Genomic DNA, 26098 nt, shown 5'->3' with positions numbered 1-26098 from the left:
GCTGGGCCCGAATACCAGAGACACCGCAGAACCGGCTTTGCCGGGCTGCAGGTGTCGCCCCCTTGAGGGGGAGGCAGCGACACGAAGTGCGCTGCATCGGGGGTGGGTCAGCTCAGCCAGGCCGAAAGTTTGGTGGCGTCCTGCGCAAACAAGCGCCAGGTCGTCTCGCCGCTCGGCAGCGTGAGCGCCAGCCGCAGCAGGCGCTTGTCGCGGGCCACCAGCGCCGTCACCTTCTTGTGCGCATCTCCGAGGTAGAGCGCCAGGTCGTCGAGCTTGGCCAGGCGCCAGCCCTGCGCGGGCCGGCCCTTGGCCGCGGGCAGCTCGATGCCGATCCATTCGTCGCCGGCCGAGAAGCCGGCCTTTTCCGCGGCGCTGCCGCGCAGCACCACCTTCACCTGCACGCTGCCGTTGGTTTCGGCCACGCGCAGGCCCAGCGCCTGGGCGCGCTGCGCCGGGTCGTCGAGCGTGGCCACGCCATGGGCGCGCAGCAGCTCCGACAAAGGCAGTTCGCCGGTGCCGTGAACCCATTGCGCGAGCTCGGTCGCGAAGGAGCGCTGGCCCACGGATTCCAGCGCCGCCGCGACCATGGCCTCGTCGATCGGGCCGCCACCGCTGCGCGTCCACAGCAGGCGCATCACCTCGTCGAGCGTGCCATGGCCTTCGCGCCGCAGCGTGAGGTCCAGGCACAGCGCGACCAGCGCGCCCTTGGTGTAGTAGCTGATGGTCTGGTTGGCGGTCTGCTCGTCCTGGCGGTAGTACTTGACCCAGGCGTCGAAGCTGGCCTCGGCCACCGACTGCACCTGCCGGCCGGGCGCCTGCAGCACCTGGTTGATGGTCTTGTTGAGCAGCTTGAGGTAGGTCGCGTCGTCGATGCGGCCGGCGCGGCGCAGCAGCAGGTCGTCGTAGTAGCTGGTGAAGCCCTCGAAGAACCACAGCAGCCGCGTGTAGTTCTCCTGCGCGTAGTCGTAGCGCTCGAACTCCGAAGGCCGCAGCCGCTTGACGTTCCAGGTGTGGAAGTACTCGTGGCTGATCAGGCCCAGCAGCGTGGTGTAGCCCTCCGGCTGCTTCTTGGCGCCGCGTTGCGGCAGGTCGTGGCGCGTGCAGATCAGCGCGGTCGAGTGGCGGTGCTCGAGGCCGCCGTAGCCGTCGTCGACCGCGTTGAGCATGAACACGTAGCGGTCGTGCGGCGGCTTGCCGCCCCCGCGCTTGCCCACCTTGTCGCCGTGCCAGAAGCGCATCAGCGTCTCGCAGATCGCCTGCGTGTCGGCGATCAGGCGTTCGCTGTCGAAGGCCGCGGTCGCGCCCGCCACCACGAAGCGGTGCGGCACGCCGCAGGCCTCGAAGCTGGCGCTCCAGAAATCGCCCAGCTCGACCGGGCTGTCGGCCAGCTCGTCGTAGTTCTCGGCGCGGTAGAGGCCGAAGCCGCGCGCGTCGACCCGGGCGGGCGACAGCGCGGTGGCGCACTGCCAGCGCGCACGGCCGGCGGCCGGCGCGGGCGCCACGATCTCCAGCGCATGCGGCAGGCCGGTCTGGCCGTCCACCTGCAGGCACAGGCTGGTGCCGTTGAAGAAGCCGCGGTCGGCATCGAGCCAGGCGGTGCGCACCGAGTGGTCGTAGGCGCAGACTTCGTAGCGCAGCACCAGCGGCTTGCCGGCCACGCAGTCGGTCTGCCAGCTGTGCTTGTCGAGCTGCGTCAGCACCACCTTGCGCCGGCCCTGGGTGGCGCGCAACTGCTGCAGGTTCTTGGCGAACTCGCGCACCAGGTAGCTGCCCGGGATCCACACCGGCAGCGCCACGCGCTGCAGCGCGGCGGGCGAGGCGATGGTCAGCGTGACGGCGAACAGGTGCGCGTGCGGGTCCGCGCATTCCACGCGGAAGTGGATGGCCTCGGTGCCGGCCATCACTTGGCCGCTGCGAGCATCTTCTCGACCTGCGCGGCCGGGATCGCGCCCGGGGCGCGGCTGCCGTCGGCGAAGATCACGGTCGGCGTGCCCGTGATGTTGTACTTGCGGCCGAACTCGATGTTGCGCTGCAGGGCCGCGGTGTCGCAGCTGCCCGTGGCGGGCTTGGCGCCGGTGCTCATCCAGTCGTCCCAGGTCTTGGCCTTGTCCTTGCTGCACCAGATATCGCGCGACTTGACGTTCGAGTCCGGTCCCAGCACCGGGTAGAGGAACAGGTAGACCGTGACGTTGTCGACGTTCTTCATCTCGCGCTCGAACTGCTTGCAGTAGCCGCAGTTCGGGTCCTCGAACACCGCCAGCTTGCGCTTGCCGTTGCCACGCACGATCTTGAACGCGTCCTTGAAGGGCAGCTTGTCGAAGTCGACCGTGCTGAGTTTCTCGACCCGTTCCTCGGTCAGGTTGCGGCGCGCCTGCACGTCGATCAGGTTGCCCTGCAGCAGGTAGTTGCCCTGCTCGTCGGTGTAGTAGATCTCGAAGCCGTTGATGCGGACTTCGTAGAGGCCCGCGACCGGGGTCTTGCTCACCTCGTCGATGTTGGCGAACTGCGGAATGCGCGAGGCCAGGTTCTTGCGGATGTCGGCTTCACCGGCGACGGCCGCCAGCGTGCTGCCCAGCGCGAGCGCGGCGAAGAGGATGCGGAGGGTTTTCTTCATGTTCGATCGATCGTTGACGAGGTCGATGGTTCAGGGGACAGCGCGGAACCGGCTTCGCCGGGCCGCTGGTGTCGCCCCCTTGAGGGGGAGGCGCCGCAGGCGCATCGGGGGTGGGTCACCGTGCGCCCATGGCATGGCCGGCGATCCAGTGCTTGAGCAGGCGCGTGCGATCGAAGCCGCGCATGCCCCAGTTTCGCAAGGCCGGCAGCGGGTCGGCGCTGTGGGCGAACAACTGCTGCAGGCCGTCGGTCGCCAGGCTCATCGACAGCACGTCGGTGCGGCGCGCGCGTTCGTAGCGGCGCAGCAGGCGCGCATCGCCTACGCTGCGCCAGTATTCGCGGCCCTGGATCACCTCGGCCAGCACGGCGACGTCGGCCAGGCCCAGGTTCAGGCCCTGGCCCGCCAGCGGATGCACGGTGTGGGCCGCGTCGCCGGCCAGTGCCCAGGCCTTGCCGTCGGCGCCCGCGAAGCGGCCGGTCCAGCGGTCGGCGATGGCGCGTTGCAGCGGCCAGGCGGCGCGTTCGCTGGTCAGCGTGAGCGCGCCCAGCGCGTCGTGGCTGGCTTCGCGCACCGCGGCGTCGAATTCCTCGGCGCCCAGCGCCAGCAGCGCGGGCGCGCGCAGCTGCTCGACCGACCAGACCAGTGCCAGCGAGCGGCCGCCGGCGCCGCCCAGCGGCAGCAGGGCCAGCACCTCGCCCCGGTCGTTGAACCACTGGCGCGCGATGCCGTCGTGCGGGCGCTCGGCGTCGAACCGGGCGGCGATGGCGTGCTGCGGATAGCGCGTGACCTCGTAGCTCACGCCCAGCGCTTCGCGGGTGGCGCTGGCCTTGCCTTCGCAGACCACGGTCAGGGCCGCGCTCACGGGCGCGGACACGACGTCGATCAGCGGCTGGAAGCGCACCGCGTCGGCCAGCTGCCGCTCGAGCGCGGGCACGTCGACGATCCAGGCCAGCGCCTCGACCTTCTGCGCCGCGGCATCGAAGCGCACGCGGCCGCCGTCGTCGCCGTTGACGCGCATCTCGCGCACCGGCGTGGCGTGGGCCGCATCGGGCCAGGCGCGCAGCGACTCGAGCTGGATCTTCGACGCCGCGTTGAGCGCGTAGGCGCGCACGTCCTGAGTGGTGTGTTCGGGGAGAGTGGCTGCCTCGGGCGCGACGAGCGCGACGCGCACCCGTTCGCGCGCCAGCAGCAGCGCCAATGTGCGTCCGACGATGCCGGCGCCGCGAATGCAAACCTCGGGGGAAAGGGCCATCGGGGCATTGTAGGCAGGCGCCCTGCGCACCCGCGGGAACCGGGGACAATCGCCGCTTCGCCGTCCTGAGGTTCCGACCGTGACCGACTCCGCTTTCGACCTGCGCGCCACCATCGCGCGCCTTTTCGTCTACCCGATCAAGTCCTGCGCCGGGGTCGAGCTGCCCGAGGTGCTGCTGACCGAGACCGGGCTGGAGTTCGACCGTGCCTGGATGGTGGTCGACGCGCAGGGCGAGTTCGTGACCCAGCGCGAGCTGCCCCGCATGGCGCTGGTCCAGCCGACCCTGAAGCACATGGAGATGGTGCTGCGCGCGCCCGGCATGCTGGCGCTGCACGTCGCCTTCGACCGGGTCGAGAAGCCCGTGCGCGTCAAGGTGTGGCGCGACGAGGTGGCGGCCTACGACATGGGCGACATCGCGGCCCAGTGGTTCAGCGATTTCCTCTCGGAGCCCGGCCGGCCGCAGGCGCTGCGCCTGGTGCGCTTCGACCCCGAGCAGAAGCGGCTGTCGAACATGGCCTGGACCGACGGCGTCGAGGCCGAGAACCAGTTCGCCGACGGCTTCCCGCTGCTGGTCACGAGCGAGGCCTCGCTGGCCGAGCTCAACGACAAGCTGCTGGCTGCGGGGCATGCCGCGGTCACGATGGCGCGCTTCCGGCCCAACATCGTGCTGGCCGGCCTCGAGGCGCAGGACGAGGACCGGGTCGAGACGATGCACGTGGCGACCGCCGAAGGCCAGGCGCGGCTGCAGCCGGCCAAGCCCTGCCCGCGCTGCCCGATCCCCGACATCGATCCGCTGACCGCCGTCTCGACGCCCGAGGTCAACGACATGCTGCGCACCTACCGCGCCAACGCGCGGGTCGACGGTGCGATCACCTTCGGCATGAACTGCATCGTGCTCGAGGGGGTCGAGCACCTGCTCAAGGTGGGGCAGTCCGTCGACGCGAACTACCGGTTCGAGTGAGAGTTAGAACGCTACGCCGGCGATCAGGATGATGTTGGCGTAAGGCGTGCACTCGCCCGTGCGCACGATCGCGCGGGCCTGGGCGCTGCGCTGCTTGAAGGCCTCGTGCGACACGGTCTGCGGCGCGATGCCCAGCGCCTGCGGGTACCAGCCGGGCAGCTGCCCGTCGGTGCCCAGCGCCTCGTCGGCCACCACGATGCCTTCGACCTGCAGCTCGGACAGCACCGCGCCCAGCACGTCGGCCAGCCGCGGCACGCCGCGCGCCACGGCCAGGTCGATGCGGCGCGGGCCCGCGGGAATGGGCAGGCCGGCATCGCCGAGCACCAGCATGTCGCCATGGCCCATCGAGGCGATCAGCTGGGACAGTTCGGCATGCAGCAGGGGCGAGCGTTTCACAGCGTGCTCCAGTCGGGGGGCAGAGGGCTTTGGCGCAGCACGGCGTCGCGCCGCGGGATGGACGGTTGGGCGCCGGGCTGCTGGATGCACAGCGCAGCGGCGCGGATGCCCAGGCGCACCGCCGCGTCGAAGGCCTGGCCTTCGCCCAGCGCCACGGCCAGCGCGCCCAGGAAGGTGTCGCCCGCGGCCGTGGTGTCGACCGCCTGCACGGTCGGCGCGGGATGGTGGCGCGCGCCGTCGCCATCGACCGCCACCGCGCCGCGCGAGCCCAGCGTGACGACCACGCGCGCGATGCCCTTGGCACGCAGCGAACGGCCGGCGGCGGCGGCTTGCTGCGGCGTGTCGGCGGCCAGGCCGCACAGCGCCTCGGCCTCGATTTCGTTGACGACCAGCGTGTCGACCTGCGTCCACAGCGCGTCGGGGATCGGCTGCATGGGCGAGGGGTTGAGCATCACCTTGCAGCCCGCGTCGTGGGCCAGCGCGACGGCGCGCAGCACCGGCGCCATCGGCGTCTCGAACTGCGTCACCAGGAAGGCGGCGCCCTGCAGCTGCGGCTGCAGCGCGGCCTCGTCGAGTTCGACCCGGGCGTTGGCGCCGGGCACGATGACGATGCGGTTCTGGCCGCTGTCCTCGACCAGGATCAGCGCGGTGCCCGTGGCCTCGCCGGCCACGGTGCGCAGCGCGGCGGTGTCGATGCCGTCGTCTTCAAGCGCCTCGCGCAGCGCCGCGCCATGCGCGTCGTCGCCCACGCAGCCGATCATCCGCACCTGGCCGCCCTGGCGCGCGCAACTCACGGCCTGGTTCGCGCCCTTGCCGCCGGGGATGGTGGCGATCGAATGGCCTTGCAGGGTCTCGCCCGCGGCGGGCGCGTGCGGCACGCGCAGCACCAGGTCCATGTTGAGGCTGCCGAGCACCACGATGCGCGGTGCCGGTTGGCTGGGGCGGGAAGAAGACGTCGGACTCACGGGGTGCGGGACTTTCGGGAAGAGGTGGCGGAAGAAGCAGGGGCCGGCGCGGGCACGGCCGCGTCGCGGAAATTCGCATGGCGCGCGGTCGAGCCGCGCACGCACAGCTCGGGTTGCAGCACCACCTTGCGCGCGTCGCGGCGCTGGCCGCCCACGCGTTCGAGCAGCATGTCGACCGCCAACGCGCCGATGCGCTCCTTGGGCTGGGCCACGGTGGTGAGCGGCGGGCTGGTGTAGGCCGAGAGTTCGATGTCGTCGAAGCCGACGATCGAGATCTCGTCGGGCACGTGCACGCCGCTCTCGTGCGCGGCGCGCAACGCGCCGATGGCCATCAGGTCGTTGCAGGCGAACACGGCCGAGGGCCGCTCGGCGGTGCGCAGGATCGCGTGCATGGCCTCGTAGCCGCTCTGGCTGGTGAAGCTGCCGCGCCACAGCAGCGCGTCGGCGTGCGCCGGGTCGGGCGTCGCGCCGGCCTCGGCCAGCGCCAGGCGCCAGCCTTCGATGCGCTGCTCGCTGGGCGCCACGCTCACCGGCCCGCCGATGCAGGCGATGCGCCGGTGGCCCAGCGACAGCAGGTGCCGCGCCGCGAGCAGGCCGCCCTGCATGTGCGCGGTTTCCACCAGGTCGCAGGTCGGGTCGGCGATCTCGCGGTCCAGCAGCACGGTCGGCACGCGCAGGCCGTGCAGTTGCCGCACCAGCGAGTCGTCGTCGGCCGGGCCGGTCGACACCACGATCAGCCCGTCGATGCGGCGCTCGGCCAGCACCTGCAGGTAGACGCTCTGGCGGTTCGGTTCGTCGTCGGTGTTGCACAGCACCAGCGTGTAGCCGGCACCGAAGCAGCGGTCTTCGACGATGCGCACGATCTCGGCGAAGTAGGGGTTCGAGCAGTTGGGGATCAGCATCCCCAGCGTCGAGGTGGTGTTGCTCTTCAGGCTGCGCGCCATCGCGTTGGGCACGTAGCCCAGCGCGCGGATGGCGAGCTCCACGCGCTCGCGCACCGCGGGGCTCACATGGCGCGTGGCGTTGACCACGTGCGACACGGTGGTGACGGAAACCCGCGCCTCGAGCGCGACGTCCTTGAGGGTGGCCATGGCGGTGCCGCTTCCTTCAGGCCAGGCGGCGGTCGGCGCGGCGCTGGCGCAGCGTGTCGATGATCACGGCCACCACGATCACGGCGCCGGTGATGATGCGCTTGCTCGGCTCGCTGGCGCCCACCTGGGCCAGCCCGGCCTCGAGCACCGCGATGATCAGCACGCCGAAGAAGGTGTTGATCACCGAGCCGCGCCCGCCCATGAGGCTGGTGCCGCCGATCACCACGGCCGCGATCACCTGCAGCTCGATGCCCACGCCGGCGTTCGGGTCGGCCGCCTCGAGCCGCGCCGACTGCATCAGGCCCGCGAGCCCGGCCAGCAGGCCGGTGACGGCGAACACGATGATGCGGATGGGGCGCGGGTCCACGCCCGCCAGGCGCATCGCCTCCTCGTTGGTGCCGATGCCGACCACGTAGCGGCCGAACACCGTGCGCGTGAGCACCGTCTGACCCACCACCACCAGCAGCACGGCCAGCACGAAGGCGGCGGAGATGCCGCCGATCCAGGGCGCGGCCAGGCCGGAGATCGCATCGCCCACGTACTGGGTGCGCGAGTCGGTCACCAGGTAGGCGCCGCCGCGCACGGCCTCGAGCATGCCCAGCGAGACGATGAAGCTCGGCAGCCGCCAGGCCACCGACACCGCGCCCGTGACCGTGCCGCACAGCAGGCCGGTGAGCAGGCCCAGCACCGCGGCCACGGGCACCGAGAGCTTCCATTGGAGGATGGCGGCGGCGGTGACGGCCGCGCTCAGCGCCAGCACCGAGCCCACCGACAGGTCGATGCCCGCGATGATCAGCACGAAGGTCATGCCGACCGCCATCACGGCCAAGGCGGGGATTTCGTTGGCGATCGAGAGGAAGGTGTCGCGCGTGAGGAAGTACTCGCTCATCGAGCCGAACAGCGCGATCATGCCCACGAGCACGGCCGTCAGGCCCAGGTAGGTGCCGAGCTGGCCCCGGAGGGCGGAAGGCTGGGCGGGCGAAGCGGTGGCGGGGGAGGCAGCGGTCATGGTGTGTCGGCCGTGGCCGTGGAGGAAGGGGAGGCAGCGTGCCCGGTGGCATCGCTGAAGGCGGCGGCCAGCAGCGACTGCTCGCTCCACTGGCCGCGCTCGAACACCGCGACCAGCCGGCCGGCGCTCATCACGCCGATGCGGTCGCACATGGCCATCAGTTCGCGCAGGTCGCTCGAGACCATCAGCAGGGCCTTGCCGGCGTCGGTCATGCGGTCGAGTTCGGCGTAGAGGTCGGCGCGCGCGCCCACGTCCACGCCGCGCGTGGGTTCGTCGAGCAGCAGCACCTTGCATTCGCGGTGCAGCCAGCGCGCGAACACCACCTTCTGCTGGTTGCCGCCGCTGAGCGTGGCCACCGGTTGTTCGATGCTGCGCGAGCGCACACGCAGCAGCTCGACCAGGCCCTGGGCGATGCCGCGCTCCTTGGCGCGCAGCAGCCAGCCGCCGCGCGAGATCGCGCCCAGGTCGCTTAGCGTGGCGTTGACGCGGATCGACTGGGTGAGCAGCAGTCCCTGCGACTTGCGGTCTTCGGTGACCAGGCCGATGCCCGCGCGGATCGCCTGCATCGGCGAGCGCCAGCCCTGGCGCGCCGGCTGCGTCGCCTGGCCGTTCTCGTGCAGCGTGATCCCGCCGCGGTCCGCGCGGTCGGCACCGAACAGCAGGCGCACGAGCTCGGTCCGGCCCGAGCCGACCAGGCCGGCCAGGCCCATCACCTCGCCGGCATGCAGGTCGAGGTCCACATCGCGCACCGCCTGGGCTCGGCCCAGGCCGCGGGCGCTCAGCAGCACCGGCCCGGCGACGCGGCGCGCGCGGCCTTCGTGCTCGTGCACCGCGCGCCCGACCATGCGCTGGACCAGCTCGGCTTCGCGCACGCCGGCCATCGGCCGCACGTCGACCAGCCGGCCGTCGCGCAGCACCGCCACGCGGTCGGCGATGCGCTGCAGTTCCTCCAGCCGGTGCGAGACGTAGACGATCGCCACGCCGCGCGCCTTGAGCCGGTCGATCTGCTCGAACAGGTGCGAGGTCTCGCGCGGTGTGAGCATCGCGGTGGGCTCGTCGAGCACCAGCACGCGCGTGTCGTCCTGCAGGTTGCGCGCAATCTCGACCATCTGCTGCTGGCCGATGCCCAGCCGCGCCACCGGCGTGGCCGGGTCGATGTGCGCCATGCCGATCTTGGCCAGCTGCTGCGCGGCCAGTTCGTGCAGCCGGTTGCGCCGGACCCAGCCGGCCTGGTGCGGCAGGCGGTCGAGCAGCAGGTTCTCGGCCACCGACAGCGTGGTGACCAGGCCCAGCTCCTGCATCACCATGCGCACGCCCAGGCGCTCGGCCTCGCGGCGCGAGCCGGGCGCGAAGGGCTGGCCGTCGAGCAGCATGCGGCCGCGCGTGGGCTGCACCAGGCCGCAGATCATCTTCGACAGGGTGCTCTTGCCGGCGCCGTTCTCGCCCGTGAGGGCCAGCACCTCGCCGGCGTTGAGCACCAGCGAGACGTCGTCGAGCACCGGCGCCGCATAGTCCTTGCCGAGCGCGCTCAGCGCCAGCACCGGGGTGGCCGTCGGGGCGGCGGGGGATGAAGTCAAGGTGTGGGCGTCCGGTCGGCGGGCCTGGCGGCTTACTTGCTGTCCTTGGTGACCAGCACCACGTCGGTCTTCACCGCGGCGGGCATGTCCGCCTGCTTCTTCTTGTCGGCGATGGCCTTGAGCGCGGTCTCGATGCCGAACACGGCCTGCTTGGCGGCGAACTGGTCGGCGGTGGCGAGCACGCGGCCATCTTTCAGCATCGGCTTGATGGCGCCGATGTTGTCGTAGCCCACCACCAGCACCTTGCCGGTCTTGCCCGCGGCCTTGACCGCCGCGACCGCGCCCAGCGCCATGCTGTCGTTGCCGGCTAGCAGGGCCTTGAGGTCGGGGTGCTCGCGCAGCATGCCGGCCGCGACCGTGTTGGCCTTGTCGATCTCCCACTGGCCCGACTGCACGCCCACCACCGTCATGCCGGCGGCCTTCATCGCGTCCTGGTAGCCCAGCGTGCGCTGCTGCGCATTGAAGGTGGTCGACACGCCTTCGATGATGCCGACCTTGTCGCCGGCCTTCAGTTCCTTGGCCAGCGCATCGCCCACCAGCTTGGAGCCGGCGCGGTTGTCGGGGCCGACGAAGGGCACCTGGATGCCCTTTTCCTTGAGCGCCGCGGCGTCGAGCTGGTTGTCGATGTTGACCACCAGGATGCCCTTGTCGATGGCGGCCTTGATCACCGGCACCAGCGCCTTCGAATCGGCCGGCGCGATCACCAGCGCGTTGATCTTCTGCGCCACCATCTGCTCGACCATCTTGATCTGGGCCGAGGTGTCGGTCTCGTCCTTGATGCCGTTGGCGACCAGCGTGTACTCGGCGGCATGCGCCTTCTGGTGCGCCTTGGCGCCGTCTTCCATGGTGCGGAAGAACTCGTTGGCCAGCGACTTCATGACCAGCGCCACCTTGGGCTTGTCCTGGGCGAAGGCGGGCGTTCCGGCGATGGCGCCCAGGAGCGTGAGGGCGGCGGCGCCTTGCAGGGTACGGCGGGTGAACTTCATGGTGATGTCTCCAGGGTTGGGTGAGCGGCGAGGGGGCACCGGTCTTGGCCGGGGCCGTGATCTTAGTCGACGGAAACGTTTGCGCAAACGTTTGCTAATCGGGTCAAACCCCTACGCGGCAGGCGTTCCGCAGGGTTGTGCGCGGTGCGCCGAAGGGCGTGCCACCCGGGGGACACGCGGGACCGCCTAAAATCGTGGGTTACCCAAGAGGACCTCCCATGAGTTTGCAATGCGGCATCGTCGGCCTGCCCAACGTCGGTAAATCCACCCTTTTCAATGCGTTGACCAAGGCCGGTATCGCTGCGGAGAACTACCCCTTCTGCACGATCGAGCCCAACACCGGCGTGGTCGAGGTGCCCGATCCGCGGCTGGCCCAGCTCAGCCAGATCGTGAGCCCCGAGCGCGTCGTCCCGGCGATCGTCGAGTTCGTCGACATCGCGGGCCTGGTGGCCGGCGCCAGCACGGGCGAAGGCCTGGGCAACAAGTTCCTCGCGCACATCCGCGAGACCGACGCCACGGTGAACGTTGTGCGCTGCTTCGACGACGACAACGTGATCCACGTGGCCGGCCGCGTCGACCCGATCTCCGACATCGAGGTGATCCAGACCGAACTCTGCCTGGCCGACCTGGCCACGGTCGAGAAGGCGCTGCACCGCCACACCAAGGTCGCGCGCTCGGGCGACAAGGATGCGCAGAAGCTGGTGGGCCTGCTCGAGCGCTGCCAGAAGGCGCTCAACGAGAACATCCCGGTGCGCGCGCTGGAGTTCAGCAAGGAAGAGCAGCCGCTGGTCAAGAGCTTCACGCTGATCACCGCCAAGCCCGCGATGTTCGTGGGCAACGTGTCGGAGACCGGCTTCGAGAACAACCCCTACCTCGACCGCCTGCGCGAGTACGCGGCCAAGCAGAACGCGCCCGTGGTGGCCATCTGCGCCAAGATCGAAGCCGAGCTGTCCGAGATGGACGACGAGGACAAGACCATGTTCCTGGCCGAGATCGGCCAGGACGAGCCGGGCCTGAACCGCCTGATCCGCGCGGCCTACAAGCTGCTGGGCCTGCAGACCTACTTCACCGCCGGCGTGAAGGAAGTGCGCGCCTGGACCATCCACATCGGCGACACCGGCCCGCAGGCCGCCGGCGTAATCCACGGCGACTTCGAGAAGGGCTACATCCGCGCCCAGACCATCGCCTTCGACGACTACATCGCCTTCAAGGGCGAGCAGGGCGCCAAGGACGCGGGCAAGATGCGCGCCGAAGGCAAGGACTACGTCGTCAAGGATGGCGACGTGATGAACTTCCTGTTCAGCTCCTGAGCGGCCGCGTGCGGGCCGGAGCCCGCGCGCAGGCCTAGACGTGCCGCGAGCCGCCGTCCACCGTCAGGATGTGGCCGGTCACGTAGCGCGCGCTGTCCGAGAGCAGGAAGAGCAGCGGGCCGACGACTTCCTCGGGCGAGCCCATGCGGTGCAGCGGGATGTTGTCCAGCGTCCTGCCCAGCGTCTCGGCATCGTTCTGGAGCCAATGCGTCATCTCGGTGTCGATGAGGCCCGGGGCGATCGCGTTGACGCGCAGCCCCAGGTCGCCGAACTCCACCGCCAGCGATTCGGTCAGGTGCGCCACCGCGGCCTTCGAGGCGCAGTACGCGGCCCGCAGCCGCCGCACGCGGAAGGCGGCCACGCTGGCCATGTTGAGGATCGCGCCGCCCGGCTTCATGACCGACGCCGCGGCCTGCGCGCCGTAGAGCACGCCCTCGACGTTGATCGCCAGGGTGGCCTGGATCTGCGAGACGGGAATCTCGGCGGCCGGCGCGGCGGGGAAGATGCCCGCGTTGTTGATCCACAGGTCGAGCCGGCCGAAGCGCTCGACGGCGAAGTCGGCCAGCGCCTGCTGGGCCGCGCGGCTGCGCACATCGACCGTGGTGGCCACGACCTCGCCGGCGCCGGCGACCTCGCGGTGCTCCAGGGCGATGGCCTTCGCCGCCTCTTCCACCGCGGCGACGTCGATGTCGGCGCCCACCACCTGCACGCCGCGGCGCGCCAGGGCTGCGGCGAAGCGCGCGCCCATGCCGCGGCCGGCACCGGTCACCACGGCCACCTTGCCGCGCAGGTCCGGGTGCTCCGCCGCCATCAGTCGGCCCTCGACGCGGCCGGGGTGCTTCGGGGTTGTTTCCACGGCGCTCATGCCTTGCTTTCGCTGGGTGTGCGGGTCGGTTCGGCATCGTCGCGCAGCACTTGGCGGTGGGCGACGCGCCAGGCGCCGTCGCGGCGCAGCAGCTGGTCGGTGATGGTGGTCAGGCGCACGAGGCGGCTGAACTCGCCGCGCGGCGTGGCCACGATCTGCAGGTAGGCGTGGACCACGAGCCGGTCTTCGTCCGCGCCGGGCAGCACATCCACGTTGGTGATCACATGCCGGCTCACGGTGCCCGAGGCATTGCCCGCGGCGAAGCGCTCGGCGAAGGCGCGCAGTTGGTGCGTGCCCGTCGCGGGCTCGGGGTAGGACGGCGAGGCGAACACGCCGTCGGCGGTGAAGGTCGCGGCCCACGCCGCGGCATCGCCGCTGTCGATCAGGCGCGATTGGCGCGCATAGAGCCGCATCACCTGGACGGCCACCAGGTCCGGGACTTCGTTCACTCCGACGGCGCTCACGTCGCGCCCATTGCAGGATTTTTCATGGCCGAAACTTTAGCGGCCGAGGGCCTCCGCAAGGCGCTTCCAGAGGCTGCGGACCCGTCACATCCGCATGGGGCAGACGGGCGCGGACGCGCGGTCTAGACTTTCGGGCCCCATCGAACGGCCTGCCATGTCCTCTGCTCCATCCTCCAACGCTTCTCCTGTCGCCGCGCCCCGCGTGGCGTTGATCACCGGCGGTGCCGGCGCGCTCGGCCACGCGGTGGCGCAGCGCTTCGCGGAGGATGGCCTGCGCGTGGTGGTGGCCGACATGGATGCGGCGCAGGCCGAACGCATCGCCGCGGCCCTGCCGGGCACCGGCCACCGCGGCATCGCGCTGGACGTGACGAGCGAGGCCTCGGTCGCGCAGGCCTTCGAGACGATCGAGACCGGGCTCGGCCCGATCGCGGTGCTCGCCACCTTCGCCGGCGTGGTCGGCAACGGGCCCGGCGGCCGGCAGCCGGCGCTGGTCGACACCACGCTCGACACCTGGAACTTCACGCTCGCCGTCAATGTCACGGGCTGCTTCCTGTGCGTGCGCGAGTTCGCGCGCTGGCGTGCGCGGCAGGCGGTGCCGCACGGCCGGGTGATCACCGTCTCGTCCTCGGCAGGGCAGCTGGGTGGCTACCAGAGCCGCTCGCCCTACGTGAGCTCCAAGGCCGCGGTGCTGGGCCTGACCCGCGTCGTCGCGCGCGAGCTCGCGGCGCAGGGCATCACGGTGAACGCGATCGCGCCCGGGCCGGTCGAGACGCCCATGATGCGGTCCTCGCGCAAGGCGGCCGACGCCCAGACTGCCGGCACCGCCTACGACGCGATGGCGATGCTGCCCCTGGGCCGCGTCGGCCTGCCGCACGAGATCGCGGCGGCCGCGTCCTATCTCGCCTCCGTCGACGCGGCCTTCGTCACCGGCGCCACGCTGGACGTCAACGGCGGCGTCCGCATGCAGTAAGGCGGGCGGCGGGCCGGCTGTCACATCGCGATGTGGCAGCGCTGGCGCCGCTTCGTTCCTACAGTCGCGGTAGCGGGATGCGGCGCGCGTCCCGTTCGTTCACCAGAGAAGAAACATATGACAAAGACCCTCCACCGCCGCGCCCTGTGCGCCGCCCTGCTGGCCTCCGCCATCGCCGTCCCGGCGTTCGCGGCCGAGCCCAACGACTGGCCGAACCGGCCCCTGCGCGTGATCATTCCCTTCGCGCCCGGCGGCGCCACCGACGTGGCGGCCCGCATCGTGGGCCAGGAACTGGCCAAGGAGCTGGGTCAACCGGTGGTGATCGAGAACCGTCCGGGCGGCAACAACCTGATCGCGGCGCGCGCGCTGCTGAGTTCCAAGCCGGACGGCTACACCATCATGGCGGCCGGCGCCGACGCCCTGTCGATCGTGCCCCTGCTGTACGACGCGCCGTACAAGGTGGAACAGGACTTCACCTTCATCGCGTCGATGATGACCGCGCCCTACGTGCTGGTGGCACGCGGCGACTTCCCGGCCAACAACCTCAAGGAGTTCACCGAGCGCCTGCGTGCGGACGGCACCAAGCTCAACTACGGCTCTTTCGGCGTGGGCTCGGTGACCCACCTGGGCACCCAGATGATGCTGAACCAGATGGGCGTGAGCGCCACCATGATTCCCTACCCGGGCGGCACGGCGCCCGCGGTGCAGGCCCTGGTGGCCAAGCAGATCGACTTCATCCTGACCGACGTGCCGGGCTCGCTGCAGTTCGTGAAGTCCGGCCAGCTGCGGGCCTACGCCTGGACCGGCCACGGCCTGAAGGGCGTGCTGCCGGAACTGCCGACCATGGCCAAGGCCGGCCTGCCGAACTACTTCTTCGATCCCTACGTGGGCATCATCGCGCCCGCCGGCGTGCCGGCGCCGATCGCCGAGAAGCTCAGCGCGGCGTTCAAGAAGGTGCTGACGCTGGAGTCGGTGCGCAAGGACTTCGAATCGCGCGGCGTGGTGGCCACCTACCTGCCCGGCAGCGGCTTGCGCGAGCAGGCGCTGACCATGGCGCAGCAGATGCAAAAGGTGATCAACGAGAACAAGATCTCGGTGAAGTGAGGAAGGCGCCCGTCCAGGGCGCTTTTTTTTGGGGGGCTGGGCTCAGGCGGCGGCCTGCGGCCGGGGCACCTGCCCGATCAGTGCATGCGACAGGCCGCCGTCGATCACGAGGTTGTGGCCGCTGATGTAGGCGGCCGCATCGCTCGCCAGGAACAGGGCGGCGTCGGCCACGTGGCGGGGCGTGCCGATCGCGCGCAGCGGCACCAGTTGCTCGCGCTGCGCGCGCACGCCGGGCACCGCATAGAAGGGCGCGCTCAATGCGGTCTCGATCAAGCCGGGGCTGATGCAGTTGGAGCGCACGCCGTGCGGGCCCCACTCCACGGCCATCTGCGCGGACAGCGCCACCGTCGCCGCCTTCGACGCCGAATAGGCGCCGCATCCGCCGTGCGCCTGCGTGGCCGCGATGGAGGCAATGTGGACGATGGCGCCGCGGCGCTCCGCGATCATGTGGCGCCCGAGCTGCCGCGCGAAGCGGAAGCCGCCGCCGAGGTTGATGTCCAGCACCTGGTCCCACTGAGCATCGTCCAGGTCCTCCAGCGCGCCGCGCCGCAGGATGCCCGCGTTGTTGACCAGCACGTCGCAGCGGCCGGCGCGCGCGATGAGCTCGTCGCAGGTGCGCGCGATCTGCGCCGCATCGGCCACGTCGCACACCGCGCCGCGGATGCGCAGCGCGGCGCCTGCCGCCTCGTCCGCCAGCTGCTCGAGCAGGACCGGGTCGCGGTCGACCGCGAGCACGTCGCCGCCGGCGGCCGCGAAGGCCCAGGCGATCTCGCGGCCGATGCCGCTGGCCGCGCCGGTGACGACGCAGACCTTGTGGGGGAATGGCATGGGTTCTTCCATCGGTGCATGCGCTGCACGCGTGAGTCGGACGGTGGGGCGTCACATCGCCATGTGATGGCGGGACGCTGCCTGGCTGCCTAGAGTCGACAACTTACATGAGCAACCGGAACAACTGGTTCTGGGACGAGATGTTGAGCCTCGCGTAGGCCCGTTTTCTATAGGTAAGAACTGTGTTTCGGCTAATTCCCAGATCGATCCCGATGCCCTCGGACGTGACACCCAGCATGATCCGGATGCACACCTCCACCTCTCTCGGCGAGAGCAGGGGTGCGACGGTCTTCAGTCGCTCCCGCGAGCTGTCGATGAATCCGCTGTGCGCGCCCGCAGGGGGCGCCGCTGTGTGGTCGCTGACTTCCATCATGCTTGTCTTCCTTGTAGGTGCGCGAATTTACGAACAGTTCGCCCCGCCGACCACCGCAATGTCCGTTGAATGGACAGCGGCGGGAGGCGCCCGATGAGCCAGGACGCGCCCGTGCAGGTCGACCTGCTGGTGTTCGGTTCCGGCGCGGGGGGGCTGGCCACGGCCGTCTTCGCGGCGCAGCGCGGCCTGCGCGTGCTGCTGTGCGAGAAGAGCGCGCAGCTGGGTGGCACCACGGCCACCTCGGGTGGCGTGGTCTGGATCCCCTGCAGCCCGCAGGCGCGCCAGGCCGGCGTCGCGGACTCGGCCGAGGCGGTCCGCACCTACCTCCGGGGCGAGGCCGGTGCGCTCTACCGCGACGACCTGGTCTCGGCCTACCTGGCGCACGGCGTGCCGGCGCTGCAGGCGCTGGAACAGGCCGGCGTGCCCTTCGACCTGATCGACATGCCCGACTACCACAGCGCGGCGCCCGGTGCCGTGGCGCGCGGCCGCTCGCTGCAGGCGCGCGCCTATGACGGGCGCGAACTCGGTGCGGATTTCGCGAAGGTGCGGGCGCCGATCAGCAACCTGCTGGTGCTCGGCGGCATGATGCTCGGCCCCGACGACGTGGCCAAGTTCGTGCGGCCCCTGGCCTCGTTCGCCGCGTTCTCGCGCGTGGTCAGCCGTGTGCTGCGGCACGCGGGCGACCGCCTGCGCGGCTACCCGCGCGGCACCGTCATTTCGAACGGCAATGCGCTGGTCGCGCGCATGTTCGCCTACCTGCGCACCACCCCGGCGCAGATCTGGCTGTCGTCGCCGCTGGTGTCGCTGGTGGAAGAGGGCGGACGCGTGGCCGGGGCCGAGGTCGACACGCCCGACGGCCCGCGCCGCGTGAATGCGCGCCTGGGCGTGGTGCTGGCCACCGGCGGCTTCCCGCACAGCCAGCCGCTGCGCGCCGAACTGGCGCCGCGCTTCCCGCATTTGCATTCGATGGCCTTCGGCGCGAACACGGGCGACGGCATCGGCGCCGCGCGTGCGGTCGGCGCTCAGGTCGACACGGCGCTGCATTCGCCGGGCCTCTGGACGCCGGCCTCGGAACGGGTGAGTGGCCAGCGGCGCGAGACGTTCATCTACGGCTACCTCGACCGCGGCCGGCCCGGCGTGATCGCCGTCGACGGCACGGGACGACGCTTCGTCAACGAGTCGAACTCGTACCACGACATCGTGCTGGCGCTGTTCGAACGCCAGCGCGCGGGGCAGCAGCGCTTCTACTTCGTCTGCGACGCCGACTTCATGCACCGGCGCGGCCTCGGGGCCGTGCGGCCCTGGCCCTGGAATCTGGTGCAGATGCCGCGCATGCTGCGCGACGGCTACCTGCTGCGTGCCGACACGCTGGCCGAACTGGCGGCGCGCGCGGGCCTCGACCCCGCGGGGCTGGTGGACGAGGTGCGGCGCCACAACGCCTTCTGCGCGACCGGCGTCGACACCGACTTCGGCAAGGGCGACACCGCCTACAACCATTCCTGGGGCGACCCGGCGGTGCAGCCCAACCCCAACCTGGCGCCGATCGCGCGCGGCCCCTTCTATGCGCTGCCCATCGTGCCGGCCACGCTGGGGACCGCGATCGGGCTGCAGACCGACGCGCATGCGCGGGTCGTCGACGCTGCCGGCGCACCCATCCCCGGCCTCTATGCCTGCGGCAACGAGCTGGCCTCGATGATGCGCGGCGCCTACCCGGGCGGCGGCATCACGCTGGGCCCCGCCATCACTTTCGCCCACGTCGCGGTGAGCCACGCCGAGGCGCAACAGGCCTGAGCGGGGCGCGGCGCATGGCATCGTGCACGGAGGACGCAGCGGCTGCGATCCCGCCGCTCACACCGGTGGAGCGGGCTAGACTCGCCGCCATGGAAGCGCCCAGTCCAGGGACCCTCAAGCCGCGCGCCGGGTCCAGCAACGACAGCACGATCGGTCGCGCCGCGCACCTGCTGCGCATGCTGGCCGTCGCGGGAGGCCATGGGCTGGGCCTGTCGGAACTCTCCACCTACGTGGGCCTGCCGCATCCCACGGTGCACCGGCTGCTGGGCCAGCTGATCGACGAAGGGCTGGCCCGCAAGGTCGAAACCTCGCGCCGCTACATCCTTGGGCCCATGCTGTTCGAGCTGGGGCTGGCGGCGGCACCGCATTTCGAGATCCGCCCCCACTGCCGGCCCTACCTGCTGCAGCTGGCCGAGAGCACGGGCGAAACCGTCTACCTGACCATCCGCAGCGGCGACGAGGCGGTCTGCATCGACTGCTGCAACAGCCCCACGGCCGGCGCGCGCGTGCTGCTGGTGATGGGCACGCGCTGGCCGCTGGGGGCCGGCTCCGGCAGCGTGGCCATGCTGGCGCGCCTGCCGCGCGAGGAGCGCGACCACATCGTCTCGCTGTCCCTGCCGAGGCTGCGCGGCCCCTACAAGGTGGGCCAGGAGGATTTCGTCACCGCCATCGAGGAAGCGGCGCGCTGCGGCTACGCCTTCCTGCGCAACCGCGTCGCGCTGGGCGATTCGGCGATCGCTGTGGCGCTGACCGCGGCGGGGCGCCCCTTCGGCTCGATCACCGTGGTGGGGCCGAACCACCGCATCCCGCATGCACGCGCGCCCGAGATCGCGCGCCAACTGCAGGAGGTGGTGGCGCAGATGGAACGGCGGCTCGCACCCTATTTCGCCAGCCTCGCCTCCGAGCGCGATGCCTTCGGTGGCGCGCGCTTCGGCAAGGGCCGCTGATCGCATGGCGCGGGCGCGAGGCGGCCGGATCGGTTAGAAACCGGAACCGCTGCAGGCCTCTTCCGGCGCCTGGCGTGCAAGCTGCACCCATGATCACCGTCCACCACCTCAACAACTCGCGCTCGCAGCGCGTGCTCTGGCTGCTCGAAGAGCTCGGGCTGCCCTACGACATCGTGCGTTACGAGCGCGATCCCAAGACGATGCTGGCGCCACCGGAACTGCGCAAGGTCCATCCCCTGGGCAAGTCGCCGGTGGTGACGACCGACGAGGGGCTGGTGCTGGCCGAGTCGGGCGCGATCATCGAGACGCTGATCGAGCGCCACGGCCAGGGCCGGCTCGCGCCCGCGGCGGGCAGCGCGGAGGCGCTGCGCTACCGCTACTGGCTGCACTACGCCGAGGGCTCGGCCATGCCGCCGCTGCTGCTCAAGCTGATCTTCGACCGCATCGAGAGCAGCAAGATGCCCTTCTTCGTGAAGCCCGTGGCCCGGATGATCGCGGGCAAGGCCAAGGCCGGCTTCGTGGCGCCCAATCTCAAGACGCACCTGGACTTCATGGAAGGCGAGCTCGGCCAGGGCGCGTGGTTCGCCGGGCCCGAGTTCACCGGCGCCGACATCCAGATGAGCTTCCCGCTCGAAGCGGCCCGGGCCCGCGGCGGGCTCGACGCCAGCCGGCCGCGGTTGATGGCCTGGCTCGAACGCATCCATGCGCGGCCGGCCTACCGGCGCGCGCTGGAACGCGGTGGCCCCTACGGCCTGTTGTCCTGAAGGAGGACGGCGCCGCGCTTTTCAGTGCGTGGGCCAGATGTAGAGCAGCGCCACGGTCATCGTCACGTAGCGCGCGAACTTGCCGATGGCCATGTAGAACACGCAGGGCCAGAAAGGCAGCTTGAGCCAGCCGGCCACCGCGCACAGCGGGTCGCCTACCAGCGGCAGCCAGCTGAGCAGGCAGGCCTTGGGCCCCAATCGCTCGAGCCAGGCCAGCACCCGCACATGGTGCTTGGAGTTCGAGTACTTGTCGGCCACCTGGTGGGCGCCGTAGCCCATCCACCAGTCGACCGCGCCGCCCAGCGTGTTGCCCACCGTCGCCACCGCGATGGCCGACCAGAACATGTCGGGGTTGAGGCGCAGCAGGCCGAACAGGATCGGCTCGGAGCCCACGGGAATCAGCGTGGCGGAGACGAAGGCGGCGAAGAAAAGCGTCGACAACCCGTATTGGGGCAGCGCCAGGAGGGTCAGGAGAGAGTCGAGCCAGGCTTCCATTGCATCGCAGTATAGGAAGGCGATCGGCCGCGTCACGTGGGAGGGGGCGCCGCGCGGCCCGCGCAAGAGGGGAAGCCTTAGTTCAAACGTTTCAGCCCCTGAAATGACGCTTGGCTACAATCGTGCCTCATTTTTCAGCAGCCCCGCGCTCGCTCCCCCCTCCTTGACCACCATGCAGATCGGCCCTATCGCGCTGGAAAACCGGCTGTTCGTCGCGCCCATGGCCGGCGTGACCGACCGGCCGTTCCGCATGCTCTGCCGTTCGTTGGGGGCGGGCTATGCGGTGAGCGAGATGGTGACCTCACGCAAGGAGCTGTGGAACACGCTCAAGACCTCGCGCCGCGCCGACCATGCGGGCGAGCCGGGCCCCATCGCGGTGCAGATCGCGGGCACCGACGCGGCCATGATGGCCGAGGCGGCGCAGTACAACATCGACCGCGGCGCGCAGATCATCGACATCAACATGGGTTGCCCGGCCAAGAAGGTCTGCAACAAGTGGGCCGGTTCGGCGCTGATGCGCGACGAACCGCTGGCGCTGGAGATCGCGCGCGCGGTCGTCGACGCGGCCGCGCCGCACGGCGTGCCGGTGACGCTCAAGATGCGCACCGGCTGGAGCGCCGACCACCGCAACGCCGTCAAGCTGGCGCGCGATTTCGAATCCGCCGGTGTGCAGATGCTGACCGTGCACGGCCGCACGCGCGAGCAGGGCTACAAGGGATCGGCCGAATACGACACCATCGCCGCCGTCAAGGCCGCGGTGCGGGTGCCGGTGGTGGCCAACGGCGACGTCACCAGCCCCGAGAAGGCGCGCGAGGTGCTGGCCGCGACCGGCGCCGACGCGGTGATGATCGGCCGCGCGGCGCAGGGCCGGCCCTGGATCTTCCGCGAGATCGCGCATTTCCTCGCGACGGGCACGCACCTTGCACCGCCGCTGGTGGCCGAGGTGCGCCGGCTGCTGCTCGATCACCTGCAGGAGCACTACGGGCTCTACGGCGAATACAGCGGCGTGCGCACGGCACGCAAGCACATCGGCTGGTACGTGCGCGCGCTGCCCGGCGGCGAGGCATTCCGCGGCCGCATGAACGGCATCGAGGACTGCGCGCAGCAACTGCGCGCGGTGTCCGACTATTTCGAGCAGTTGGCCCAGGGGATGGAACGCATTCCCGTGCACCGGGACGCTGTCGAGGCGGAGGACGAAGAGGGTGCCCAGGACGAGGGCGCGGCCACGGCCGCGCATTGAGAACACAAGAGAAGAAGACCATGAGCAAGAAGAACATCGACGAATGCGTGAGGAACAGCCTCGACAGCTATTTCCGCGACCTGCGGGGCATCGAGCCTGACGGCATGTACGACATGCTGGTGCGGGTGGTGGAGAAACCGCTGCTCGACGTGGTGATGACCCGCGCGGAGGGCAACCAGTCCAAGGCCGCCCAGTGGCTGGGACTCAACCGCAACACGCTGCGCAAGAAGCTGGTCGAGCACAAACTGATCAAGTAGGCCCACCCCCGAAGTCGCCGCGCACTGCGTGTCGCGACGACCTCCCCCTCGAGGGGGCACCACCGGCGGCCCGGCCAAGCCGGTTCCGCGGTGGTCCCCGAAAAAGAACACCGCCCCTTTTGCTTTTGTTGAGAACCCTATGGCACTGACCGCACTGATTTCCGTCTCCGACAAGACCGGCATCCTCGAATTCGCCCAGGCGCTGCATGCGCTGGGCACGAAGCTGCTGTCCACCGGCGGCACCGCCAAGCTGCTGGCCGACGCCGGCCTGCCGGTGACCGAAGTGGCCGAGCACACCGGCTTCCCCGAGATGCTCGACGGCCGCGTGAAGACGCTGCATCCGAAGATCCACGGCGGCCTGCTGGCGCGCCGCGACCTGCCCGAACACGTGGCGGCGATCCAGGCCCACGGCATCGACACCATCGACCTGCTGATCGTCAACCTCTACCCCTTCGAAGCCACCGTGGCCAAGGCCGGCTGCACGCTGGAAGACGCGATCGAGAACATCGACATCGGCGGCCCGGCCATGGTGCGCAGCGCGGCCAAGAACTGGAAGGACGTGGGCGTGCTCACCGACGCCTCGCAGTACGCGGTGGCGCTGGCCGAACTGAAGGCCGACGGCCAGCTCAGCGACAAGACCAAGTTCGCCTTCTCGGTGGCCGCCTTCAACCGCATCGCCGACTACGACGGCGCGATCAGCGACTACCTCTCGGCCATCGACTTCGACGCCAGCATCGGCCAGCCCGCTCCGACGCGCTCGCTGTTCCCGGCGCAGAGCAACGGCCGCTTCGTCAAGGTGCAGGACCTGCGCTACGGCGAGAACCCGCACCAGCAGGCCGCCTTCTACCGCGACCTGCATCCGGCGCCCGGTTCGCTGGTGTCTGCAAAGCAGCTGCAGGGCAAGGAACTCAGCTACAACAACATCGCCGATGCCGATGCGGCCTGGGAATGCGTCAAGAGCTTCGACGTGCCGGCCTGCGTGATCGTCAAGCACGCCAACCCCTGCGGTGTGGCCATCGGCAAGGATGCGGCGGAAGCCTATTCGAAGGCCTTCAAGACCGACCCGACCTCGGCCTTCGGCGGCATCATCGCCTTCAACCGTCCGGTCGACGCAGAGACCGCCCAGGCCATCGCCAAGCAGTTCGTCGAAGTGCTGATGGCGCCGGGCTACACGCCCGAGGCGCTGGAAGTGTTCCAGGCCACCAAGGCCAAGCTCAACGTGCGCGTGCTGGAAATCGCGCTGCCCCAGGGCGGCACCAGCGACTGGGACAACGGCCGCAACGCGATGGACGTCAAGCGCGTCGGCTCGGGCCTGTTGATCCAGACCGCCGACAACCACGAGCTCGCGGCCAGCGAGCTCAAGGTGGTCAGCAAGAAGCAACCCACGCCCCAGCAGCTCGAAGACCTGCTGTTCGCCTGGAAGGTCGCGAAGTACGTGAAGAGCAACGCCATCGTGTTCTGTGCCGACGGGATGACCATGGGCGTGGGCGCGGGCCAGATGAGCCGCCTCGACTCGGCGCGCATCGCGAGCATCAAGGCCGAGCACGCGGGCCTGTCGCTGAAAAACACCGCCGTGGCCAGCGACGCCTTCTTCCCCTTCCGCGACGGCCTCGACGTGGTGGTGGATGCGGGCGCGAGCTGCGTGATCCAGCCGGGTGGCTCGATGCGCGACCAGGAAGTCATCGATGCCGCGGACGAGCGCGGCGTGGTGATGGTGCTCTCCGGCGTGCGCCACTTCCGGCACTGAACGCTTGCGCGCCTCGGCGCGCAAGCGGCCGGTGCAGGCTCAGTCCTTGAAGCGGTACTTGAGCTGGAAGGTCAGCGCGCCGTACAGCCGGTTCTTGATCGTCGGCACGTAGGCGATGTTGAGCCCCCAGTTCTTGCCCTCGATCGCCGCGGTGGGGATCAGGGCCGGGAACCAGTTGCCGTTGCGGTAGTTGGGGTAGCCGTCGAAACCGCCGACCACGGCACCCAGCCGCACGCCATAGACCTCGAAGGGCAGCACGTACAGGCCCAGGTAGTTCGACTGCCGGCGGTCGCTGTTGTGGAAGGTGCCGGCCGTGAGCCGGTAGACGTCGCTCAGCGGGTACTCGAAGCCCAGCCCGTAGTTTGAGTTCTCGAGGCCCTTGTTGCTGTCGAAGTGCGCCGAGTAGAAGCCGGGGTTGATCCAGATTTCCTTCGGGTCGAAGGACTGCGCCAGCGCCAGGCCGGGCAGCAGGAGGGCACTCAGGAGCGGCAGGGCGCGCAGGGAATTCATGGCTGGGATGCGTGGAAGATCTGACGTGCGGCGTCGATGGTGGCAGCGATGTCCTCGTCGCTGTGGGCAGCGCTCACGAAGCCGGCCTCGTAGAGCGCGGGTGCAATGTACACGCCGCGATCGAGCAATCCGTGAAACAGCGCGTTGAATTTCGCGTTGTCGGTGGTCATCACGGTGCCGTAATTCTGTGGCTTGTCCTTCATCAGGAAGAAGCCGAACATGCCGCCCTCGCTGTCGACGTTGAAGGGCACGCCTTCGGCATCCGCCGCGGCTTTCAGGCCCGCGACCAGCGTGCGCGTCTTGGCCGACAGCGCCTCGTAGAAGCCGGGCTTGGCGATCTCCTTGAGCGTCGCCAGGCCGCAGGCCGTGGCCACCGGGTTGCCCGAGAGCGTGCCGGCCTGGTAGACCGGGCCCAGCGGCGCGAGTTGTTCCATGATGGCGCGCGGCCCGCCGAAGGCCGCCAGCGGCATGCCGCCGCCGATCACCTTGCCCAGCACCGTGAGGTCGGGCGTGATGCCCAGCACGCCCTGCGCGCCGTGCAGTCCCACGCGGAAGCCGGTCATCACTTCGTCGAACACCAGCAGCGCGCCGTGCTGCGTGCAGAGCTCGCGGCAGCGGCGGGCGAATTCGGGCGTGGCGCGCACGAAGTTCATGTTGCCCGCGATGGCCTCGATCATCAGGCAGGCCATGTCCTTGCCGTGCAGCGCGAAGGCTTCCTCGAGCTGGGCGATGTTGTTGTACTCGAGCACGATCGTGTGCTGCACCGCTTCGGGCGGGACGCCGCCCGAGGTCGGATGGCCGAAGGTGGCCAGGCCCGAGCCGGCCTTGACCAGCAGCGCGTCGGCATGGCCGTGGTAGCAGCCCTCGAACTTGATGATGTGCTTGCGGCCGGTGGCGCCGCGCGCCAGGCGCAGCGCGCTCATCGCGGCCTCGGTGCCCGAGCTCACGAGCCGCACCATCTCCATCGACGGCACCAGCGCCAGGATGGCTTCGGCCAGTTCGATCTCGCGCTCGGTCGGCGCGCCGTAGGAGAAGCCTTCGAGCACCGCCTTCTGCACCGCATCGACCACCGCCGGGTGGCCGTGGCCCAGGATCATCGGGCCCCAGGAGCCGATGTAGTCGATGTAGCGCTTCCCGTTGGCGTCCCAGAAGTAGGCGCCCTGCGCGCGCTGGATGAAGCGCGGCGTGCCGCCCACGGCCTTGAAGGCGCGCACCGGCGAGTTCACGCCGCCGGGGATCACGGCGCTGGCGCGTTGGAAGAGGGTCTGGTTGTTGTCAGTGGTCATGTCTTGCGTAAGGTTCGATGGCGGCCCATTGCCAGGGATACCGCGGAACCGGCTTTGCCGGGCCGCTGGTATCGCCCCCTCGAGGGCAATGGGCCGCCATCGAACCTTACGCAAGACATGACCACTGACAACAACCAGACCCTCTTCCAACGCGCCAGCGCCGTGATCCCCGGCGGCGTGAACTCGCCGGTGCGCGCCTTCAAGGCCGTGGGCGGCACGCCGCGCTTCATCCAGCGCGCGCAGGGCGCCTACTTCTGGGACGCCAACGGGAAGCGCTACATCGACTACATCGGCTC

26 protein-coding genes and 1 pseudogene are annotated in these 26098 nt (G+C 70.2%); 11 read left to right on the top strand and 16 right to left on the bottom strand.

Features of this window, described 5'->3' with window-relative positions; genetic code table 11:
- Positions 1-107 precede the first annotated feature (107 nt).
- The 3 genes from A9977_RS23665 to A9977_RS23655 form a co-directional block, all read right to left on the bottom strand.
- Entirely contained in the window at positions 108-1901 is a 1794-nt protein-coding gene (locus A9977_RS23665) for a M61 family metallopeptidase (protein ID WP_183027300.1), read from the bottom strand.
- Positions 1901-2614 (bottom strand): DsbC family protein, encoded by a 714-nt coding sequence (locus tag A9977_RS23660; RefSeq protein ID WP_183027299.1) that lies wholly within the window; start codon positions 2612-2614, stop codon positions 1901-1903. The genes A9977_RS23665 and A9977_RS23660 overlap by 1 nt, the downstream gene beginning before the upstream one ends.
- A gap of 115 nt (positions 2615-2729) precedes the next feature.
- Entirely contained in the window at positions 2730-3866 is a 1137-nt protein-coding gene (locus A9977_RS23655) for an FAD-dependent monooxygenase (protein ID WP_183027298.1), read from the bottom strand.
- Positions 3867-3945: 79 nt separating this feature from the next.
- Between A9977_RS23655 and A9977_RS23650 the strand changes: the two genes are divergently transcribed.
- Positions 3946-4827, top strand: a complete 882-nt coding sequence (locus A9977_RS23650; protein ID WP_183027297.1) for an MOSC domain-containing protein — start codon at positions 3946-3948, stop codon at positions 4825-4827.
- 3 nt (positions 4828-4830) lie between these two features.
- Here A9977_RS23650 and rbsD read toward each other — a convergent pair whose 3' ends face one another.
- The 6 genes from rbsD to A9977_RS23620 are packed head-to-tail and all read right to left on the bottom strand — an operon-like array spanning position 4831 to position 10851.
- Positions 4831-5223: a D-ribose pyranase gene (gene rbsD / locus A9977_RS23645; RefSeq protein WP_183027296.1), complete on the bottom strand. Its 393-nt coding sequence runs from the start codon at positions 5221-5223 to the stop codon at positions 4831-4833.
- Entirely contained in the window at positions 5220-6188 is a 969-nt protein-coding gene (gene rbsK / locus A9977_RS23640) for a ribokinase (RefSeq protein WP_310936183.1), read from the bottom strand. The genes rbsD and rbsK overlap by 4 nt, the downstream gene beginning before the upstream one ends.
- A complete protein-coding gene (locus A9977_RS23635; protein ID WP_183027295.1) occupies positions 6185-7279 on the bottom strand; it encodes a LacI family DNA-binding transcriptional regulator in 1095 nt (364 codons plus the stop codon). Before A9977_RS23635 ends, rbsK begins: the two co-directional genes overlap by 4 nt.
- A 16-nt stretch (positions 7280-7295) precedes the next feature.
- Positions 7296-8288, bottom strand: coding sequence for an ABC transporter permease (locus tag A9977_RS23630; protein ID WP_183027294.1), 993 nt, complete (start codon positions 8286-8288; stop codon positions 7296-7298).
- Positions 8285-9865, bottom strand: a complete 1581-nt coding sequence (locus A9977_RS23625; RefSeq protein ID WP_183027293.1) for a sugar ABC transporter ATP-binding protein — start codon at positions 9863-9865, stop codon at positions 8285-8287. Before A9977_RS23625 ends, A9977_RS23630 begins: the two co-directional genes overlap by 4 nt.
- A 32-nt stretch (positions 9866-9897) precedes the next feature.
- The gene (locus A9977_RS23620) at positions 9898-10851 is read right to left on the bottom strand and encodes a sugar ABC transporter substrate-binding protein (RefSeq protein ID WP_183027292.1); all 954 of its coding nucleotides are present in this window, start codon (positions 10849-10851) and stop codon (positions 9898-9900) included.
- A 218-nt stretch (positions 10852-11069) separates the two neighbouring features.
- On the opposite strand from A9977_RS23620, the gene ychF reads away from it, so the two are divergent.
- Entirely contained in the window at positions 11070-12161 is a 1092-nt protein-coding gene (gene ychF / locus A9977_RS23615) for a redox-regulated ATPase YchF (protein WP_183027291.1), read from the top strand.
- Between the two features lie 34 nt (positions 12162-12195).
- On the opposite strand, the gene A9977_RS23610 is transcribed toward ychF, so the two are convergent.
- Positions 12196-13017: an SDR family NAD(P)-dependent oxidoreductase gene (locus A9977_RS23610; protein ID WP_220812046.1), complete on the bottom strand. Its 822-nt coding sequence runs from the start codon at positions 13015-13017 to the stop codon at positions 12196-12198.
- Between the two features lie 5 nt (positions 13018-13022).
- Positions 13023-13490 (bottom strand): SgcJ/EcaC family oxidoreductase, encoded by a 468-nt coding sequence (locus A9977_RS23605; RefSeq protein ID WP_220812044.1) that lies wholly within the window; start codon positions 13488-13490, stop codon positions 13023-13025.
- Between the two features lie 154 nt (positions 13491-13644).
- Here A9977_RS23605 and A9977_RS23600 point away from each other — a divergent pair, with 154 nt between their 5' ends.
- A complete protein-coding gene (locus tag A9977_RS23600; protein ID WP_183027289.1) occupies positions 13645-14460 on the top strand; it encodes an SDR family NAD(P)-dependent oxidoreductase in 816 nt (271 codons plus the stop codon).
- A gap of 117 nt (positions 14461-14577) precedes the next feature.
- Entirely contained in the window at positions 14578-15564 is a 987-nt protein-coding gene (locus A9977_RS23595; protein WP_183027288.1) for a tripartite tricarboxylate transporter substrate binding protein, read from the top strand.
- A gap of 42 nt (positions 15565-15606) precedes the next feature.
- Here the strand turns inward: A9977_RS23595 and A9977_RS23590 are convergent, their stop codons facing one another.
- Positions 15607-16392 carry an SDR family NAD(P)-dependent oxidoreductase gene (locus tag A9977_RS23590; RefSeq protein WP_183027287.1) on the bottom strand — a complete coding sequence of 262 codons (786 nt, stop codon included), beginning with the start codon at positions 16390-16392 and terminating at the stop codon, positions 15607-15609.
- A gap of 103 nt (positions 16393-16495) precedes the next feature.
- A complete protein-coding gene (locus tag A9977_RS23585) occupies positions 16496-16765 on the bottom strand; it encodes a helix-turn-helix transcriptional regulator (RefSeq protein ID WP_183027286.1) in 270 nt (89 codons plus the stop codon).
- A gap of 93 nt (positions 16766-16858) precedes the next feature.
- Between A9977_RS23585 and A9977_RS23580 the strand changes: the two genes are divergently transcribed.
- From A9977_RS23580 to A9977_RS23570, 3 genes are all read left to right on the top strand, one after another.
- Positions 16859-18556: an FAD-dependent oxidoreductase gene (locus A9977_RS23580; protein WP_259652119.1), complete on the top strand. Its 1698-nt coding sequence runs from the start codon at positions 16859-16861 to the stop codon at positions 18554-18556.
- Positions 18557-18645: 89 nt separating this feature from the next.
- On the top strand, positions 18646-19503 hold the full coding sequence (locus A9977_RS23575) for an IclR family transcriptional regulator (RefSeq protein WP_183027284.1): 858 nt from the start codon (positions 18646-18648) through the stop codon (positions 19501-19503).
- Positions 19504-19592: 89 nt separating this feature from the next.
- Positions 19593-20267 carry a glutathione S-transferase gene (locus A9977_RS23570; RefSeq protein ID WP_183027283.1) on the top strand — a complete coding sequence of 225 codons (675 nt, stop codon included), beginning with the start codon at positions 19593-19595 and terminating at the stop codon, positions 20265-20267.
- 21 nt (positions 20268-20288) lie between these two features.
- Here the strand turns inward: A9977_RS23570 and A9977_RS23565 are convergent, their stop codons facing one another.
- A complete protein-coding gene (locus A9977_RS23565) occupies positions 20289-20762 on the bottom strand; it encodes a YqaA family protein (RefSeq protein WP_183027282.1) in 474 nt (157 codons plus the stop codon).
- Between the two features lie 172 nt (positions 20763-20934).
- Between A9977_RS23565 and dusB the strand changes: the two genes are divergently transcribed.
- The 3 genes from dusB (at position 20935) to purH (ending at position 24006) form a co-directional block, all read left to right on the top strand.
- Positions 20935-22002, top strand: a complete 1068-nt coding sequence (gene dusB / locus A9977_RS23560; protein ID WP_183027281.1) for a tRNA dihydrouridine synthase DusB — start codon at positions 20935-20937, stop codon at positions 22000-22002.
- 20 nt (positions 22003-22022) lie between these two features.
- Positions 22023-22259 (top strand): Fis family transcriptional regulator, encoded by a 237-nt coding sequence (locus tag A9977_RS23555; RefSeq protein ID WP_183027280.1) that lies wholly within the window; start codon positions 22023-22025, stop codon positions 22257-22259.
- 139 nt (positions 22260-22398) lie between these two features.
- Positions 22399-24006, top strand: coding sequence for a bifunctional phosphoribosylaminoimidazolecarboxamide formyltransferase/IMP cyclohydrolase (purH, locus tag A9977_RS23550; RefSeq protein WP_183027279.1), 1608 nt, complete (start codon positions 22399-22401; stop codon positions 24004-24006).
- 39 nt (positions 24007-24045) lie between these two features.
- Here the strand turns inward: purH and A9977_RS23545 are convergent, their stop codons facing one another.
- Positions 24046-24516: a hypothetical protein gene (locus A9977_RS23545; protein WP_183027278.1), complete on the bottom strand. Its 471-nt coding sequence runs from the start codon at positions 24514-24516 to the stop codon at positions 24046-24048.
- On the bottom strand, positions 24513-25802 hold the full coding sequence (gene hemL / locus A9977_RS23540; RefSeq protein ID WP_183027277.1) for a glutamate-1-semialdehyde 2,1-aminomutase: 1290 nt from the start codon (positions 25800-25802) through the stop codon (positions 24513-24515). The genes A9977_RS23545 and hemL overlap by 4 nt, the downstream gene beginning before the upstream one ends.
- A gap of 117 nt (positions 25803-25919) precedes the next feature.
- Between hemL and A9977_RS34420 the strand changes: the two are divergent.
- Positions 25920-26098: pseudogene (locus tag A9977_RS34420) on the top strand (aspartate aminotransferase family protein); the annotation flags it as partial.

This window comes from Variovorax sp. UMC13, from assembly GCF_014170375.1.
Taxonomy (GTDB): domain Bacteria; phylum Pseudomonadota; class Gammaproteobacteria; order Burkholderiales; family Burkholderiaceae_C; genus Variovorax.
The sequence above is the reverse complement of the archived record's forward strand: the minus strand, read 5'-3'. Positions and strand labels throughout refer to the sequence as shown.